The sequence below is a fragment of the Streptomyces sp. CC224B genome (genome assembly GCF_030010595.1).
GTDB classification, from domain to species: domain Bacteria; phylum Actinomycetota; class Actinomycetes; order Streptomycetales; family Streptomycetaceae; genus Streptomyces; species Streptomyces longispororuber.
This window is the reverse complement of the sequence record NZ_JASCXL010000004.1, coordinates 14,340-31,477: the sequence shown is the minus strand read 5'-3', so window position 1 is coordinate 31,477 and position 17,138 is coordinate 14,340. Positions and strand designations below refer to the sequence as shown.

Annotated in this window: 13 protein-coding genes and 1 pseudogene; 7 read left to right on the top strand and 7 right to left on the bottom strand. The window is 70.9% G+C overall.

Annotated elements, in window-relative coordinates; genetic code table 11:
* Positions 1-206: 206 nt before the first annotated feature.
* Positions 207-1,175 carry a diacylglycerol kinase family protein gene (locus QK440_RS02780; protein WP_282791297.1) on the top strand — a complete coding sequence of 323 codons (969 nt, stop codon included), beginning with the start codon at positions 207-209 and terminating at the stop codon, positions 1,173-1,175.
* Positions 1,176-1,495: 320 nt separating this feature from the next.
* On the top strand, positions 1,496-1,753 hold the full coding sequence (locus tag QK440_RS02775) for a WhiB family transcriptional regulator (protein ID WP_016639615.1): 258 nt from the start codon (positions 1,496-1,498) through the stop codon (positions 1,751-1,753).
* 264 nt (positions 1,754-2,017) lie between these two features.
* Here QK440_RS02775 and QK440_RS02770 read toward each other — a convergent pair whose 3' ends face one another.
* Together QK440_RS02770 and QK440_RS02765 are read right to left on the bottom strand one after the other, a co-directional pair.
* The gene (locus QK440_RS02770) at positions 2,018-3,484 is read right to left on the bottom strand and encodes a PAS domain-containing sensor histidine kinase (RefSeq protein ID WP_282791405.1); all 1,467 of its coding nucleotides are present in this window, start codon (positions 3,482-3,484) and stop codon (positions 2,018-2,020) included.
* 509 nt (positions 3,485-3,993) lie between these two features.
* Positions 3,994-4,581 (bottom strand): annotated as a pseudogene (locus QK440_RS02765) (TetR/AcrR family transcriptional regulator); the annotation flags it as partial.
* 110 nt (positions 4,582-4,691) lie between these two features.
* On the opposite strand from QK440_RS02765, the gene QK440_RS02760 reads away from it, so the two are divergent.
* Positions 4,692-5,513, top strand: coding sequence for an SDR family oxidoreductase (locus QK440_RS02760; protein ID WP_282791404.1), 822 nt, complete (start codon positions 4,692-4,694; stop codon positions 5,511-5,513).
* Positions 5,514-5,547: 34 nt separating this feature from the next.
* Here QK440_RS02760 and QK440_RS02755 read toward each other — a convergent pair whose 3' ends face one another.
* On the bottom strand, positions 5,548-6,618 hold the full coding sequence (locus QK440_RS02755) for an SIS domain-containing protein (RefSeq protein WP_282791296.1): 1,071 nt from the start codon (positions 6,616-6,618) through the stop codon (positions 5,548-5,550).
* Positions 6,619-7,549: 931 nt separating this feature from the next.
* Between QK440_RS02755 and nagB the strand changes: the two genes are divergently transcribed.
* Positions 7,550-8,335: a glucosamine-6-phosphate deaminase gene (nagB, locus tag QK440_RS02750; RefSeq protein ID WP_282791295.1), complete on the top strand. Its 786-nt coding sequence runs from the start codon at positions 7,550-7,552 to the stop codon at positions 8,333-8,335.
* A 185-nt stretch (positions 8,336-8,520) separates the two neighbouring features.
* On the opposite strand, the gene QK440_RS02745 is transcribed toward nagB, so the two are convergent.
* The 4 genes from QK440_RS02745 to QK440_RS02730 form a co-directional block, all read right to left on the bottom strand.
* Complete coding sequence (locus QK440_RS02745) at positions 8,521-10,014, bottom strand: glycoside hydrolase family 3 protein (protein WP_282791294.1); 1,494 nt, start codon at positions 10,012-10,014, stop codon at positions 8,521-8,523.
* Between the two features lie 8 nt (positions 10,015-10,022).
* The gene (locus QK440_RS02740) at positions 10,023-10,853 is read right to left on the bottom strand and encodes a carbohydrate ABC transporter permease (protein WP_282791293.1); all 831 of its coding nucleotides are present in this window, start codon (positions 10,851-10,853) and stop codon (positions 10,023-10,025) included.
* Positions 10,850-11,830 (bottom strand): sugar ABC transporter permease, encoded by a 981-nt coding sequence (locus tag QK440_RS02735; protein ID WP_282791292.1) that lies wholly within the window; start codon positions 11,828-11,830, stop codon positions 10,850-10,852. Before QK440_RS02735 ends, QK440_RS02740 begins: the two co-directional genes overlap by 4 nt.
* Before the next feature lie 106 nt (positions 11,831-11,936).
* Positions 11,937-13,211 carry an extracellular solute-binding protein gene (locus QK440_RS02730; RefSeq protein ID WP_282791291.1) on the bottom strand — a complete coding sequence of 425 codons (1,275 nt, stop codon included), beginning with the start codon at positions 13,209-13,211 and terminating at the stop codon, positions 11,937-11,939.
* Positions 13,212-13,579: 368 nt separating this feature from the next.
* Here QK440_RS02730 and QK440_RS02725 point away from each other — a divergent pair, with 368 nt between their 5' ends.
* The 3 genes from QK440_RS02725 (at position 13,580) to QK440_RS02715 (ending at position 17,115) form a co-directional block, all read left to right on the top strand.
* Positions 13,580-14,440: a GntR family transcriptional regulator gene (locus tag QK440_RS02725; protein ID WP_282791290.1), complete on the top strand. Its 861-nt coding sequence runs from the start codon at positions 13,580-13,582 to the stop codon at positions 14,438-14,440.
* 330 nt (positions 14,441-14,770) lie between these two features.
* Positions 14,771-16,915 carry a carbon starvation CstA family protein gene (locus QK440_RS02720; RefSeq protein ID WP_282791289.1) on the top strand — a complete coding sequence of 715 codons (2,145 nt, stop codon included), beginning with the start codon at positions 14,771-14,773 and terminating at the stop codon, positions 16,913-16,915.
* A complete protein-coding gene (locus tag QK440_RS02715) occupies positions 16,912-17,115 on the top strand; it encodes a YbdD/YjiX family protein (protein WP_282791288.1) in 204 nt (67 codons plus the stop codon). The genes QK440_RS02720 and QK440_RS02715 overlap by 4 nt, the downstream gene beginning before the upstream one ends.
* The last annotated feature ends 23 nt before the right edge of the window (positions 17,116-17,138 follow it).

Below are 17,138 nucleotides of genomic sequence, written 5' to 3'. Positions count from 1 at the left end.
CGGCTGCGGCGTGGAACCGACCGGGCTCGCCTATGGACCCGCCCCGGGTCGTGGCTCCGCCCGGAGACAGGCCTGGAGACGGGCCCGGAGACAGTGAATGCGGGAGTTCGTACGGGCACACCGGGGAGCCATTCCGACACAGCCCGTGAGGCCCGGGCGAGACCTCGGTCTGGGCCCGGTCACGGCGGCTAGGTAGTCTGCTGCGCATGCGTGCACTCCTCGTGGTCAACCCGGCGGCTACTACCACCAGTGCGCGCACGCGTGACGTACTGATCCACGCACTGGCGAGCGAGATGAAGCTCGAAGCGGTGACCACGGAGTACCGCGGTCACGCCCGGGACCTGGGCCGGCAGGCGGCGGAGAGCGACGACATCGAGCTGGTCGTCGCCCTCGGCGGCGACGGCACGGTCAACGAGGTCGCCAACGGTCTCCTGCACAACGGCCCCTCCCCGGAGGCCCTGCCCCGCCTTGCCGTCGTCCCCGGGGGCTCGACGAACGTGTTCGCGCGGGCCCTGGGTCTGCCGAACGACGCCGTGGAGGCGACCGGCGCCATCCTGGACGCGCTGCGTGAGGGAAGCGGACGGACGGTGAGCCTCGGCCGCGTCTCGGGGACCCCGGGGACCGAGGACGAGGCGGTCCCGCCGCGCTGGTTCACGTTCGCGGCCGGGCTCGGGTTCGACGCGGGCGTGGTCGGCCGGGTGGAGCAGCACCGGGAGCGAGGCAAGAAGTCGACGCACGCCCTTTACGTGCGCCAGGTGGTACGCCAGTTCCTCGGCGAGAGCGACCGCCGGCACGGGTCGATCACCCTGGAGAGGGCGGGCGAGGAGCCGGTCACGGACCTCGTGATGTCCATAGTCTGCAACACCTCTCCCTGGTCCTACCTGGGCAATCGCCCCCTGTACGCGTCCCCGAAGGCCTCGTTCGAGACCGGTCTCGACGTCCTCGGCCTCAAGCGTCTTTCCACGGCTTCGGTGGCCCGGTACGGCACTCAACTGCTGCGTTCGACCCCCGAGCGGGGGCCCCACGGGAAGAACGCCGTCTCGTTGCACGATCTGACCGACTTCACCTTGCATTCGAAGGTGCCCCTGCCTCTGCAGATGGACGGCGACCACCTGGGGCTGCGGACGAGCGTGACGTTCACAGGCGTACGCCGTGCACTGCGTGTGATTGTGTGAGTGGAAGGGCCTAAAGTCCTTTCACTCGAACGTTTAGGCCAGGATCCACCCCATGGAAGTACGGCTGTGACTCAGCCGACACCGAGGAATCAAAAAAAACTTTCCGGAAGGGGTTGTATCCGCCGCCGAGGTTTGCGAATCTCTACATGGCGATCGGGACGGCCCGCAACACCAGCCTCTACAGGTCGCCAGAACCCCTCCTCTCACCACAAGGTCCACACCAGGCAACTGGGAGTCGGCCCTTCCCGCGCGGAGGGATTCGTGAAAGCGTTCACATTCACAAGCACCCTGCATGTAAGACCCAAGGAGAGGTAGCAGCCATGGACTGGCGTCACAACGCCGTTTGCCGCGAGGAAGACCCCGAGCTGTTCTTCCCCATCGGCAACACCGGTCCTGCGCTGCTGCAGATCGAGGAAGCCAAGGCCGTCTGCCGTCGCTGCCCCGTCATGGAGCAGTGCCTGCAGTGGGCGCTCGAGTCCGGTCAGGACTCCGGCGTCTGGGGTGGCCTCAGCGAGGACGAGCGCCGCGCGATGAAGCGCCGCGCCGCCCGCAACCGGGCGCGCCAGGCCAGCGCCTGACGCCCACGCCCCACGAGCCTGAGCCCGGCGGCGCGTGTGCCTGACGGCATTGATCCGTAGACAGCGCGTACGCAACCCCCGCCCCCGAGCCGCAGCCGCGCAGTACCCTCGGTGCGCATCGCAACGTGAGTGAGAAGCCCCGGACCCACCCGGTCCGGGGCTTCTCGCTGTCTCCGGGTCGGTACGTGGCTACGGGTGCCGTCGATTCGGGAACGGCTCACGCGCCGGGCGCCGGGCACCGGTCGGTACCGGCGCCCGGACGGGTCATTTGTCGACGCGCACCGGGATGTCGAGGACCACGCGCGTACCGCGCTCCGGGGCGCGGACCATGTCGAACGTGCCGCCCAGCTCGCCCTCGACGAGAGTGCGGACGATCTGCAGGCCCAGGTTGCCCGTGCGGTGCGGGTCGAAGTCCTCGGGCAGCCCGACCCCGTCGTCCTGGACGGTGATGAGCAGGCGGCCCTCCTTGGTGGTGCCGCCCCGCAGCGCGGACACCTCGACGGTGCCCGTGTCGCCCTCGCGGAAACCGTGCTCCAGGGCGTTCTGCAGGACCTCGGTGAGGACCATCGACAGCGGGGTCGCGACCTCGGCGTCGAGGATGCCGAAGCGGCCCGTGCGGCGGCCGGTCACCTTGCCGGGTGAGATCTCCGCGACCATCGCGAGCACGCGGTCGACGATGTCGTCGAACTCCACGCGCTCGTCCAGGTTCTGCGAGAGCGTCTCGTGCACGATGGCGATGGAGCCCACCCGGCGGACGGCCTCCTCCAGTGCCTCACGGCCCGATACGGAGTCGATCCGGCGCGCCTGGAGGCGCAGGAGGGCGGCGACCGTCTGGAGGTTGTTCTTCACCCGGTGGTGGATCTCCCGGATGGTGGCGTCCTTGGTGATCAACTCGCGTTCACGGCGGCGCAGTTCCGTGACGTCGCGCAGGAGCACCAGCGAACCGATGCGCGGCCCCTTGGGTTTGAGCGGGATGGCACGCAACTGGATCACGCCGTCGCCGCCCTCGATCTCGAACTCCCGGGGCGCCCAGCCGCTGGCGAGCTTGATGAGCGCTTCGTCCACCGGCCCTCTGGACGGGGCCAGTTCGGCGGTGGCCTTGCCCAGGTGGTGGCCCACGAGGTCGGCGGCGAGACCCAGGCGGTGGTACGCGGACAGGGCGTTCGGCGACGCGTACTGGACGATGCCGTCCGCGTCGAGGCGGATCAGCCCGTCCCCCACGCGCGGGGAGGCGTCCATGTCGACCTGCTGGTCCGGGAACGGGAAGGAGCCCGCCGCGATCATCTGAGCCAGGTCGGACGCCGACTGCAGGTAGGTGAGCTCCAGGCGGGAGGGGGTGCGCACCGTCAGGAGGTTGGTGTTGCGGGCGATGACTCCGAGGACGCGCCCTTCCCTGCGTACGGGGATGGACTCGACGCGCACCGGGACCTCTTCGCGCCACTCCGGGTCGCCCTCGCGCACGATGCGGCCCTCGTCGAGCGCCGCGTCCAGGAGGGGGCGGCGGCCGCGCGGGACGAGGTGGCCGACCATGTCGTCCTGGTACGAGGTGGGGCCGGTGTTGGGCCGCATCTGCGCCACGGAGACGTACCGGGTGCCGTCGCGCGTGGGGACCCACAGGACGAGGTCGGCGAAGGACAGGTCGGAGAGCAGTTGCCACTCCGAGACCAGCAGGTGCAGCCACTCGAGGTCGGAGTCGCCGAGGGCCGTGTGCTGACGTACGAGGTCGTTCATGGAGGGCACGTGTGTGAGCGTACCTGGCGGGCCGCGCGGGGCTCCGATGGCCGCTTTCCGTCCTCGGGCACCGGTCGGGCCGCGGCGCCAGGGCGGGACCCTCAACCCGACCCCAACACCGCAGCCCTTCTGGTGCATCGGCAGCCGGTCTGTGCGGTTCCGGCCGCCGATTGGGGAGAACCCGGCGCGGTCAGGGCAGAGAGCGCCGGTTCCTCGGTCCGCTCTCCTGTGCGGGGAGAGCGGGGCTTTACGTCCGATTGTGGACTAGACCATTCTTTCCTGTCTACGCGTGGGGCGATGTTTGTTGCGGGGGCGCGGGCGGCTCAGACGGCCGGTTCGGCGGTGTGGGCGGGGTCGGCGGCATCGGAGGCCTGGCTTGCCGGTTGGGCGGTGCCGGAGGCCTGGTTTGCCGGTTGGGCGGTGCCGGAGGCCTGGTTTGCCGGTTGGGCGGTGTCAGTGATCCGGCTCGCTGACTCGGCGGTGCCAGTGGTCCGGCCCGCCGGCTCGGAGGGCCAGGCGCGCATCGACAGTTCGGCGATCGCCTCCAGCTCCTCGCGGCCGGCGCCGTCCCGCGACTGCTGGGACATGCCCTGCAGGACCGCGCCCGTGTATCGGGCGAGGGCCGCCGCGTCCGTGTCGGCGGGCAGCCTGCCCCGCGCCATGTCGGCCTCTATGCGGTCCTGCATGGAGGCGATGTTCGCGTTGCGCCGTTCGCGGAGTGTCTGCTCGACCTCGGGCGTCGCGCAGTTGGTCGCCGCGTGGATGACGAGGCAGCCATGGGGGTGCGCCGGGTCCGTGTACGCGGCGGCGGCCTCGCGGAGCATGCGCTCGACGCCGGCGCGGGCAGTCGGCTCCTCGTCGAGGGCACGGCCGCCGAAGGCGCCGTACGTGACGGCGTACCGCTGCAGGACCTCACCGAAGAGGGTCTGCTTGTCACCGAAGGCCGCGTAGAGGCTAGGGGCGCCGATGCCGAGCTCACGCGTGAGGTCGGAGACGGACGTCGTCTCGTACCCGTGCTCCCAGAACGTGCGCAGGGCCTTCTCCAGGGCCGTCTCGCGGTCGAAGGAGCGGGGCCTGCCTCGCTGTTTCATCGCCATGGGAAAAATTCTATAGCGGGCGCTAGAAAAGCGGGAGGGAGTCGGGTACGGTTTTTATGTAGCGACCGCTAGAGAACGAATGTGGGAGTGGGGGTCTCGCCATGGGCGCGATGAAGAAGGCGGCGACGGAAACGGGGCTGGAAACGGCCGAGAGGGCGGGGGCGGCGGTGTCCGCGGGTCGGCTGGCGGGCAAGACCGCCCTGGTCACGGGCGGCAGCCGAGGCATCGGCCGGGGGATCGCCGAGCGCCTCGGCCGGGACGGCGCGCTGGTCGCCGTGCACTACGGCAGCAACGAGGCGGCCGCGAAGGAGACGGTGGCGGCGATCGAGCGGTCGGGGGGCGCGGCGTTCGCGATCGGCGCGGAGCTCGGGAGGCCCGGGGACGCGCGAGCGCTGTGGGCGGCGTTCGACGCGCACGCGGACGGCCTGGACATCCTGGTGAACAACGCGGGCATCGGCACGTCGCGCCCGTTCGCGGACACGGACGAGGCGGAGTTCGACCGGCTCTTCGCGGTGAACGCGAAGGCGCCGTACTTCATCACGCAGCTCGCCGTGGAGCGCCTGCGCGACGGCGGCCGGATCATCAACATCTCGTCCGGCGTCTCCCACGCCGCCGTCCTGCCGGACATCATGACCTACGCCATGACGAAGGGCGCCCTGGACGTCTTCACGCGGAACTTGTCGAAGGTCCTCGGCCCCCGGGGCATCACGGTCAACGCGGTCGCCCCGGGCATCGTGGACACGGACGTCAACGCCGCGTGGCTGCGCGGCGAGGAGAACAGAGAAGCGTGGGAGGGCGCGGCGGCGATGTCGGCTCTCGGCAGGGTCGGCACGGTGGAGGACATAGCCGACGTGGTCGCGTTCCTCGCCTCGCCGGACGGGCGGTGGGTGACGGGCCAGTGGATCGACGCGACGGGCGGTTCGCTGGCCTGAGACGCCGCGACGTACCGGGCGCCGCCGGGGCGGTTCAGCGGGTCTCCGTCACCTTGGCGAGAGCCCTCGGCGCGTCCGGGTCCTGGCCCCGGGCGATGGTGACCTCGTAGGCGAGGAGCTGGAGGGGGATGATCTCGAGGATCGGCTGGAGCTCCTCGGCCACGTTCTCCGTGGGCAGCACGAACCCTGCGGAGGCCTGCTCGACCTGGGCCTTGGGGCCGATGACCACCAGGTCGGCGCCGCGCCCGCGCAGGCGGTCGAGGACGGGCTGGAGCGCCGCGCCGCCCTTGCCGTCCGTCACGACCGCGATGACCGGCGAGATGTTGTCGACCATGGCGAGGGGGCCGTGCAACAGGTCGGCACCGGAGTAGGCGAGGGCGGGGATGTAGCTGGTCTCCATCAGCTTGAGGGCGGCTTCCTTGGCGGTGGGATAGCCGTAGCCACGGGAGGTGATCACCATGCGCTCCGCGAAGCGGTAGCGCGCGGCGAGGGTACGGATCTCCGGCTGGCGGGCGAGCAGGCCGGCGGCGAGGTCGGGCAGCCCGCGGGCCTCGGCGCCGTCGCCTCCGCGCAGGCCCTCGATGAAGAGGTAGAGGGCGAGCAAGGACGCCGTGTAGGTCTTCGTCGCGGGCAAGGCCTTCTCGGGGCCCGCCAGGATGTCGATGTGGTGCTCGGAGACGGCGGCGAGGGGCGAGTCCGGGTTGTTGGTGACGGCGAGGGTGACGGCACCGGCCTCGCGGGCGGCATGGGTGGAGGCCACCAGGTCCGGGGAGCCGCCGGACTGGCTGACGGTGATGACCAGGACGTCCCGCAGGTCGGGCTTGGCGCCGTAGGCCGTCGTCGTGGACATGGAGGTCAGCCCGCAGGGCAGGCCGAGACGGACTTCGAGGAGGTACTTGGCGTAGAGCGCGGCGTTGTCGGAGGTGCCGCGGGCGGTGAGCAGCACGAAACGGGGGCGCTGCGCCGCGACCTGCTCGGCGGTCCGCCGGATCCGGGGCGCGCCGGTCTCCAGGATGCGCCGCAGCACGTCGGGCTGCTCGGCCATCTCCCGGGACATGATGCGGCCGGGCTGCTCGCTGTACGGGGAGGACGAGGTCACGGTCATGCGTACCACTGTGCTCGCTCCCACCCGAGAGCGCCCCTTCTCCGCCCAGGGCCTTACTGCCCTGGGGGCCCTTCTCCCTGAACGGCCCAGGGCTTCCCGGGGCTTCCCGGGCATCGGGCTGCGAGGGCTGCGAGGGCTGCGAGGGCTGCGAGGGCTGCGAGGGCTGCGAGGGCTGCGAGGGCTGCGAGGGCTGCGAGGGCATCCTGCCCGGGGGGGGGCCGAGGGCATCTGCCCGGGGGCCGCAGGATTCGCTCAGAGCCCCTACGGACCTTCGCCCGGCTCCCCCGCCCTCACCCTTCCACCGCCACTTCCCGTTCTACTTCCCCACCGCCACTCCCCTGCCCACCGTTCTCTCTCCCACAGCCGTTGGACCCTCACTACTCACCGCTCGACAGCCCGTGCAGTGCTTGCGCCGACGCCCGCCCCACCCCGCAGCCGCCGTCCCCCGAGCGCGCGTGCCCCGGGCACCCCTCGCCTGCCACTCGACGGGGCCTCGGCCTCCTTAGACCTTCGCCGACACCCCGCCCAGCACTAGCCCGCCCCAAGCTCGCCCACGACCGGCCGGGTCCAGCCCCCTCCCCCGCTGTGGGCAAACGTCCCGCAGGGCGGGACGGGTGGGCACAGCGGCCGCACTGCCCGCAGGCCGAGCCCGGCAGGTATGGCTGTCCGCCCCGCGGGCTGCCTCGGCCAGGCAGGCCGTACTGCCCCCAGCCCAGGTGGACCGCAGCCCGGGCGGGCCTGAGGCCGGGCGGACCGCAGCCCAGGCGGGCCAGAACCCGGGCGGGCCGGAGCCGGGCGGGCCGGAGGTCGAGTGGGCCGGAGGTCGGGATGGCGTAGGCATGGACCGAGGGCTGCGCCTCAGGGGGGTGGCTCTGCTAGATTGGTCTATACCACACCATCGTCCCTCCTTCTCCAGATCGGCAGGCCCAGCGTGGAAGTTGTCATCGTCCCGGACGCCAAGGCAGGCGGCGAGCTCATCGCGGAGGCCATGGCCGCCCTGGTGCGTCGTAAGCCTGACGCCCTGCTCGGTGTCGCCACCGGTTCGACGCCGCTGCCCATCTACGAGGCCCTGGCGGCGAAGGTCCGCGGCGGGACCGTGGATGTGTCGCGGGCGCGGATCTGCCAGCTCGACGAGTACGTCGGGCTGCCGGCGGGGCACCCGGAGTCGTACCGCTCGGTGGTGCTGCGGGAGGTCGTCGAGCCGCTCGGGCTGAGCGAGGCGGCCTTCATGGGGCCGGACGGCAGTGCCGAGGACGTGCAGGGCGCGTGCGAGGCGTACGACCGGGCGCTCGCCGAGGCGGGCGGTGTGGACCTGCAGCTGCTCGGGATCGGCACGGACGGGCACATCGGGTTCAACGAGCCGTGCTCGTCGCTGGCCTCGCGTACGCGGATCAAGACGCTGACCGAGCAGACCCGGGTGGACAACGCGCGGTTCTTCGACGGCGACATCGAGCAGGTGCCGCACCACGTCATCACGCAGGGCATCGGCACGATCCTGGAGGCGCGGCACCTGGTGCTGCTCGCGACCGGCGAGGGCAAGGCGGACGCCGTGGCGGCGACGGTCGAGGGGCCGGTGGCGTCCATCGTGCCCGCGTCGGCGCTCCAGCTCCACCCGCACGCCACGGTCGTGGTGGACGAGGCCGCGGCGTCCAAGCTGAAGCTGGCGGACTACTTCCGGCACACGTACGCCAACAAGCCGGAGTGGCAGGGGCTCTAGGCCTCCGGCCCGGGCACGCGGACGGCGCCGGGCCGCCTCCCTCAGCGGGGGCGGCCCGGCGCCGTTGCGTTCCCGTACGGTCCGGGGCTGCTCGGGCCGTGCGCGGCTCTGCGCCCCGGTGGTGTGTGCCCCTCGGCGCCGCCGCGCGGAGCGGGTGGGCACACACCACGGGTGTAGTCGGGTCGCTATGCCCCCGTGAGGACCTCCGCCGCCGCGATGCCGCAGACGCGGGCCGCGCCGTGGGTGGCGATGTGGAGGGCGCCCGTCGGCTTGGCCTGGGGGATGCCCATCTCGACGACGACGGTGTCGGGGCGGGCGGCGAGGAGGCGGTCGACGGCCGCCGCCATCCACGGGTGGCGGTGGGCGTCGCGGACCACGGCGACGACGCGCCGGTCGCCCGCCGCGGCCAGTGCCTCGGCGCCCGCGCCCTCGCCGGTGAAGGAGCCGGTGGCCGTGCCGGGCAGGCGGCGGGTGAGTTCGGCGGCGACGCCCCAGGGGGTCTCGTCGCCGACGGCGATGTTGGCCAGCGGCGTGAAGGCGGCGACGTAGGGGGCTTCGGTGAGCGGGCCGGCGTAGATCTCGCCGTGGGTGACCGTCAGGGCGCGGCGGGCGGCGCGCAGTCCGACCTCGGGGTCGGGCACGCCCCCCGCACGACTGGCCGCGCCCGGCCCCGAGGTCCAGCGCGCCAGCGCCCGGACGCGGTCGGCCGCGTCGGCGAGCCGCTCCTCGGGCAGCTCGCCGGAGCGGACCGCCGCGACGAGGGCGTCGCGCAGTCGGATGACCGTCTCGTCGTCACACAGGCCGCCGCCCACGCAGATGGCGTCGCAGCCGGCGGCGATCGCGAGGACGGTGCCGCGTGCGATGCCGTAGGTGCCGGAGATGGCGCGCATCTCGATGCCGTCGGTGACGATCAGGCCGTCGAAGCCCAGCTCGCCGCGGAGCAGGTCGGTGAGGATGCGGCGGGAGAGCGTCGCGGGCAGGTCCGGGTCGAGGGCCGGCACGCTGATGTGGGCGCTCATCACGGCCCGGGTGCCGGCGCCGATCGCGGCCCGGAAGGGCGCCAGTTCGCGGGCGCGCAGCACGGCGTCGTCGGCGTCGATGTGCGGCACGGCGTGGTGCGAGTCGACGGCGGTGTCGCCGTGGCCAGGGAAGTGCTTGGTGCAGGCGGCGACGCCGGAGGACTGCAGGCCCTCGACGTACGCGGCGGTGTGCCGGGCCACCAGGTCCGGGTCGGAGCCGAAGGAGCGGACGCCGATGACCGGGTTGTCGGGGTCGGAGTTGACGTCGGCGGACGGCGCCCAGTTGAAGGTGACACCGGCCGCGGCGAGGCGGCGGCCCAGCTCGGCGGCGACGTCGCGGGTGAGCGCGGGGTCGTCGACCGCGCCGAGGGCGTGGTTGCCGGGGAAGGAGGAGCCGGTGCGCACCTCCAGGCGGGTGACGTCGCCGCTCTCCTCGTCGATGGCGACGACGAGGTCCTCGCGCTCGGCGCGGAGCTGCGCGGTGAGGGCGGCCACCTGCTCGGGCGTCCGCACGTTGCGGCCGAACAGGCCCACGGCGCCGAGGCCCTCGCCGATGCGGCGCAGCAGCCAGTCGGGGGCGGTGGTCCCGGCGAAGCCGGGCTGGAGGACGGTCAGGGCGTCGCGCGTGAGGGAGTCGGGCGCGGCGGTCGTAGAGCTCATGGGTGTGCTTATCCCTTCACGGCACCGTCGGTGAGGCCGGCGACGGCGCGGCGCTGGAGGAAGACGAAGAGCAGCAGGATCGGAATGGCGAAGATCGAGGAGGCGGCCATGGTGGCGCCCCAGTCGTCGCCGTAGACGGTCTGGAAGCTCGACAGCCACGCCGGGAGCGTCTTGGACTCCGGGTCCTTGTTGACCAGCAGGGCGATCGGGAACTCGTTCCAGGCGGTGATGAAGCCGAACAGCGAGGTGGACATCAGGCCGGGGGCGAGTAGCGGCAGGATGACGCGGCGGAAGGCCTGCATACGGGTGCAGCCGTCGACCATCGCCGACTCCTCCAGCTCCTTGGGCACGGCGGCGACGAAGCCGCGCAGCGTGAGGATCGTGAAGGGCAGGACCATCACCATGTAGAAGAGCGTCAGCGGGACGAGGCTGTTCAGCATCTCCGCGTCACGCACGATCATGTAGATCGAGATGACCATGACCTCCCAGGGCGCCATCTGGGCCAGCATGAAGCCGATGATGAAGCCCCGGCGGCCCTTGAACCGCATGCGGGCGAGGGCGAAGGCCGAGAAGAGGCCGATGATGAGGGAGAAGACGACCGCGAGGACGGTGACGGTCACCGAGTTCCTGACCATCTGCCAGAAGTGGTCGGCGTCGACGGCCGTCTTGAAGTGCTCGAAGGTGAAGTCGAAGGGGATCCAGACGGGGTCTTCGCTGATGATGTCGCCGGTCGGCTTGAAGGCCGTGGCGAACATCCAGTAGACGGGGAAGACCAGGCCGATGAAGAGGACGACGGCGACGACGTTGGGCCAGGTGCGGCCGAACCAGGAGCGCTTCACGCGTCCTCCTCTTGCTTGAGCACGATGCGCAGGTGGTACGCGGTCAGGACGAGCATGATGATGATCGTCAGCATGGCGATGGCGGAGCCCATGCCGTAGTGCTGGTTGCCCGAGCCCTCGATGTAGGCGTAGACGGGCAGGATCTCGGTGAGCCGGTCCGGACCGCCCTTGTTGATGGCGTAGACCTGGGCGAGGGCCTTGAAGACCCAGATGACCTCGAGGAAGGTCGTGGCGTAGAGGAAGGGCCGCAGGAACGGCAGGGTCACCGAGGTGAACTGCTTCCAGGCGCCCGCGCCGTCGAGCGACGCGGCCTCGTAGAGCTCCTTGGGGATGGTCGTGGTGGCGGCGTACAGGTTGATCGCCACGAAGGGGATCGACATCCACACGATCAGCGTGATGATCACGAAGAAGGTGGAGTACTGGCCGCCGAACCAGTCGTAGTCGGCCATGGAGCTGAAGCCGGCCTTGGCGAGCACCCAGTTGACGACGCCGTAGCGCTGCGCGAACAGCCACTGGTAGACGGTGGTGCCGGCGATGACGGGCATGGCCCAGGCGAGGACGAGGCCGAAGAGGAGCAGCCGTCGCATCTTGCTGCCGAGCTTGGCGAGCAGCAGTCCGATCAGGGTGCCGAGCACCATGATGAGGACGACGTTGATGGCGGTGAAGACGATCGACCGCCCGGTGACGCGCCAGAAGTCCTCGCTCTTGAGGACCTCCTTGTAGTTGTCGACGCCGTTCCACTCGGTGAGGTGCAGGATGACCTGCCTCATGTTGAGGTTCTGGAACGACAGGATCCCGTTGTTCACCAGCGGCCACCCCAGGAACACCAGGGTGGCCACGAGTGCGGGAAGCAGCATCAGATAGGGGGCGAGGGCCCCGGCTCTGGCGCGGGGCGTGCGCGGGGCCCCGTTGCGCCCGCCGCCCGACTTCACTACCTCCGGCGGGCCGGAGGGCGGCCGTTCGGTCTGTACGGTCATGCTCGCCATCTCTCTCATCGGCACGTCACGCAGGAATGCGCCGGGGGCGGCGAGGCGGGGGCCGCGGGCACGACCCTGTTGTCACCGCCCCCGGCGGGGCGCTTCCTTACTGCTTCTGCGACAGGCGCTTGTTGAACTCGCCCTCGACCTTCTTGGCGGCGTCGGCGGGCGAGTCGCCGCTCATGACCGCGGTCAGGTAGCTCTTGATCGGGTTGGGCTCGTTCTCGACGGCACCCCACTCCGGGATGAGCGGGGTGATGCCACCGCCGGAGGCGGCCGGGGCCGCGGCCTCGGCGGCGGCGTTGCCCTTGAGGTTGGACTCCAGGGCCTTCTTGTTCGGGATCACGCCGCCTTCCTTGGCGAGCTGGCCCTCGAACTTGTCCGACAGCGCGATCTTCAGGAACTCCTTGGCGAGCTCCTGCTTCTGGCTGGTGGCGGCGACGGCGAGGTTGGAGCCGCCGAGGAAGACGCCCTCGGGCTTGTCAGCCGTGGGGCCGGGGATCGTGAAGTAGCCGATGTCCTTCTCGATCTTCTTGTTGGCCTTGATAGCCGTGGCGGCCTCCCAGCTCATGCCGATGAACGCGCCGGTCTTGCCCTTGGCGAAGACCTCGGCCTGCTGCGGGGTGGCCTCGTCCTTGTTCTTCGGCGCCTTGGACAGGGCCTGGAACTTCTTGTACGTCTCCGCGGCCTTGGCGATCTTCGGGTCGTCCAAATTGGAGACGTACTTGTCGCCGTCCTTCTTGACCAGCTCGCCGCCCTCACCGATGACGAGGCCGACGAAGTGGTACCAGTTCTGGCCCGGCAGGTAGATCGGCTCCGCGTCGGTCTTCTGGCCGATCTTCTTCAGGTCGGCGTAGAACTCGTCGCGGGTCTTGGGCGTCTCCTTGATGCCCGCGTCGGCCCAGATCTTCTTGTTGTAGAGCACGACGCGGTTGAGCACGAACCACGGGGCGGCGTACTGCTTGCCGTCGACGACCGTGGACTTGTTGATCGACTCGGTCCAGTCGGAGCCGACCGACTCCTTGAGGTCGCTCAGGTCCGCGAGGCCGCCGGACTTGGCGTAGGCGGCCGTCTGGGTGTTGCCGATCTCGAAGACGTCCGGCGGGTTCTCCTCGGAGAGGGCGGCGGTCAGCTTCTGCTGGATGCCGTTCCACTGCTGTACTTCGATTTTGAGCTTGGCGCCGGTCTTCTTCTCGAACTCGGCCTTGACGTCCTTGGTCCACTGGTCCGGCGTCGACCCGTCCATGGCCCAGAGCGTCAGCGTCTCGCCCTTGAAGCCGTCCGCCCCGGACTTCTTCTTGTCGTCGCCGTCGTCACCACAGGCCGCGATCGAAACCAACATGCCCGCGACACCGATCGCCGCTATGAGCTTGCGCTTCACGTCATCCTCCTTTGGATGCCAGCCAACCCCCCACCCGCAGCGACCAAGAGGACCGAAAGTCGAAAGTACTGCCCGTGGGACTGGACCTGGTCTTTAATGGTGTAGACCAGTACGGGGGAGCTTGGCCTAGACCTTTTGGGGTGTCAAGGGTGTATAAGAAGGGCAGTCGGCTCCGTTATCGGACCGACACCTGAGCGGCACGGCTCTCCCCTCACGGCTTCGCTCGAACAGGGGTGACCCCCCTGGCCCGGACCGTGCCACGATGTGAGCCGCGACAGACGGAGGAGCCGGTGACGGCAGCAGCACAGGAGCCGGTGGAGGCAGCGCAGGTACCGGTGGGAGCGGCACAGGAGCCGGAGAGGCGGAGCATGGGCACAGAGGCGGGCAGCACCCGGGCCGAGGCGGTCACCGCGGCGACGGCGGCTCCGGCCGCCACCGCCCCCACGACGGCGACAGCTCCGGCCGCCACCGCCCCCGCGACGGGCGACGGCCCGGGCCCCGGCAAGTCCGTGCGCCCGGCCCGCGTGCCCAAGTACTACCGCCTGAAGCGGCACTTGCTCGACATGACCGAGACCCTGCCGCCGGGCACCCCCGTCCCGCCCGAGCGCACGCTCGCCGCCGAGTTCGACACCTCCCGTACGACGGTCCGCCAGGCCCTCCAGGAGCTGGTCGTCGAGGGCCGCCTGGAGCGCATCCAGGGCAAGGGCACGTTCGTGGCCAAGCCGAAGGTGTCGCAGGCCCTGCAACTCACCTCGTACACCGAGGACATGAAGGCCCAGGGCCTGGAGCCGACCTCGCAGCTCCTGGACATCGGGTACATCACCGCCGACGACACCCTCGCGGGGCTGCTCGACATCGCCGCCGGCGGGCGCGTGCTGCGCATCGAGCGGCTGCGGCTGGCCAGCGGCGAGCCGATGGCCATCGAGACCACGCACCTGTCGGCCAAGCGCTTCCCCGCGCTCAGGCGCTCGCTGGTGAAGTACACGTCCCTGTACACGGCGCTCGCCGAGGTCTACGACGTCCACCTCGCCGAGGCCGAGGAGACCATCGAGACGTCCCTGGCCACGCCGCGCGAGGCGGGGCTGCTCGGCACCGACGTGGGCCTGCCGATGCTGATGCTGTCGCGGCACTCGCTGGACGGCACCGGGCACCCGGTGGAGTGGGTGCGCTCGGTGTACCGGGGCGACCGGTACAAGTTCGTGGCCCGGCTCAAGCGGCCGCAGGACTGAGCCGCCGGGGCCGGGAGCAGCGGGACCGGGCCTCCGCCGGCCGCGGGACCGCCGGACCGGCCGCCCTCCGCGGGCCGGGGGCCGCGCGGCTCAGCCCTTGCCGACGAGCTGCCGCGCGACCCGGACCCTGCCGACGAGCTGCCACGGGACCCGGTCTCTGCCGACCAGCTGCCGCGCGGCCCGCCCCCCCTCGTCGACCGCCCGCCGCGCGGCCCCGCCCGCGCCCGCGCCCCCCCTGTGCCGCGCGGTTCGCGGCGTCCGACCCGTAGCGCAGATCACTTACCCTGGCCTACCGTCCTCCCGTCACCGCAGACAACGGGAGGACGGTCCGTGCGCGCAGCGAATCCGAAGACCATCGCCCTGTGGACGCTCGTCGCGCTGATCGGCGCCGCGGGGTGGACCGTGCTCGCGCTCTCCCGGGACGAGGAGGTGTCCGCCGCCTGGATGGTGGCCGCCGCCCTCGGCTCGTACGCCATCGCCTACCGCTTCTACGCGAAGTTCATCGCGTACAAGGTGCTGCGCGTCGACAAACGCCGGGCCACGCCGGCCGAGCGGCTCGACAACGGCATCGACTACCACCCGACCGACCGGCGGGTCCTGCTCGGCCACCACTTCGCGGCGATCGCGGGCGCCGGGCCGCTGGTCGGGCCCGTGCTCGCCGCCCAGATGGGGTACCTGCCGGGCACGATCTGGATCATCGCGGGGGTGATCTTCGCGGGGGCCGTGCAGGACATGGTGGTCCTGTTCTTCTCCACCCGCCGGGACGGCAAGTCGCTCGGGCAGATGGCGCGGGACGAGATCGGCCCGTTCGGCGGGACGGCGGCGCTGCTCGCCACCTTCGCCATCATGATCATCCTGCTCGCGGTGCTCGCCCTGGTCGTCGTGAACGCGCTCGCCGAGTCCCCCTGGGGCACCTTCTCGATCGCGATGACGATCCCCATCGCCCTGTTCATGGGGTTCTACCTGCGTGTCCTGCGCCCCGGCCGGGTCAGCGAGGTCTCGCTGATCGGCATCGCGCTGCTCCTTCTCGCCCTCGTCGGCGGCCGCTGGGTGGCGGAGTCCTCCTGGGCCGAGGCGTTCACGCTGGCGCCCTCCACCCTCGTCATCTGGCTGGTGGCGTACGGGTTCGTCGCCTCGATCCTGCCGGTGTGGATGCTGCTCGCGCCGCGCGACTACCTGTCCACGTTCATGAAGATCGGCACGATCGTGCTGCTCGCGCTCGGCGTGGTCGTCACCCTGCCGACGCTGAGGATGGACGCGGTGACGGACTTCGCCTCGCGCGGCGACGGCCCGGTCTTCGCGGGTTCGCTGTTCCCGTTCGTGTTCATCACGATCGCGTGCGGCGCCCTGTCCGGGTTCCACTCCCTGATCTCCTCCGGTACGACGCCGAAGATGATCCAGAAGGAGACGCAGGTCCGGATGATCGGCTACGGCTCCATGCTGATGGAGTCGTCCGTGGCGATCATGGCCATGGTGGCGGCGAGCATCATCGACCCGGGTCTGTACTTCGCGATGAACGCGCCCGCGGGCGTCGTCGGCGACACCGTCCAGGAGGCCTCGCGGGCCGTCGCGAACCTCGGGTACACCATCTCGCCCGAGGACCTGGCGCAGGCCGCCGAGAACGTCGAGGAGAGTTCGCTGCTCTCCCGCACCGGCGGCGCGCCCACGCTCGCGATCGGCGTCTCGGAGATCTTCTCCAAGGTCACCGGGGACTCGATGCGCGCGTTCTGGTACCACTTCGCGATCATGTTCGAGGCGCTGTTCATCCTCACCGCGCTCGACGCGGGCACGCGCGTGGGCCGGTTCATGCTCCAGGACATGCTCGGCAACGTCCACAAGCCGTTCAGGAACGTGAGCTGGAAGCCCGGCCTGATCCTGACCAGCGCCGCCGTGACCGGCCTGTGGGGCTACTTCCTCTGGGTCGGCGTGCACGAGCCGCTCGGCGGCATCAACCAGCTCTTCCCGATCTTCGGCATCGCCAACCAGCTCCTGGCCGCCGTCGCGCTGGCCGTGTGCACCACGCTCCTGGTGAAGTCCGGTCGCCTCAGGTGGGCCTGGATCACCGGGGTCCCGCTCGTCTGGGACGCCACGGTGACGCTCACCGCGAGCTGGCAGAAGGTGTTCTCCAGCGACCCGCGCGTGGGCTTCTTCAAGCAGCGCTCGATCTACCAGGACGCCATCGACGACGGCAAGGTCCTTCCGCCCGCCAAGTCGATGGACGACATGCACACCGTCGTCACCAACTCCACGGTGGACGGCGTCCTGTCCGCCCTCCTCGCACTCCTCGTCGTGGTCGTGCTCGCCGACGCCGCGCGCGTCTGCGTCCGCCACGTCCGCGACCCGCTGTCCTCGCGCCTGAGCGAGGCGCCGTTCGTGGAGTCGAAGACGGCGGCGCCCGCCGGTCTCTTCGCCACACCGGAGGAGAAGGCGGAGCTGGCGGCGCAGCGCGAGCGGCACCCGGCGGACGCGTCATGACCGGGGGGCGGCTGCGCCGGGCCCTGCGCGGACTGCGGTGGTTCGTACGGGAGTTGACGGACGAGTCCGCCTACGACCGGTACGTGGCGCACGTGCGCAAGGAGCACCCGGCGGCGGCCGTGCCGTCCCGGCGCGCCTTCGAGCGGATGCGGACGGACCGTCAGGACAGCGACCCGCGGCAGGGGTTCCGCTGCTGCTGAGCCGGCACCGAACCACCACCGGA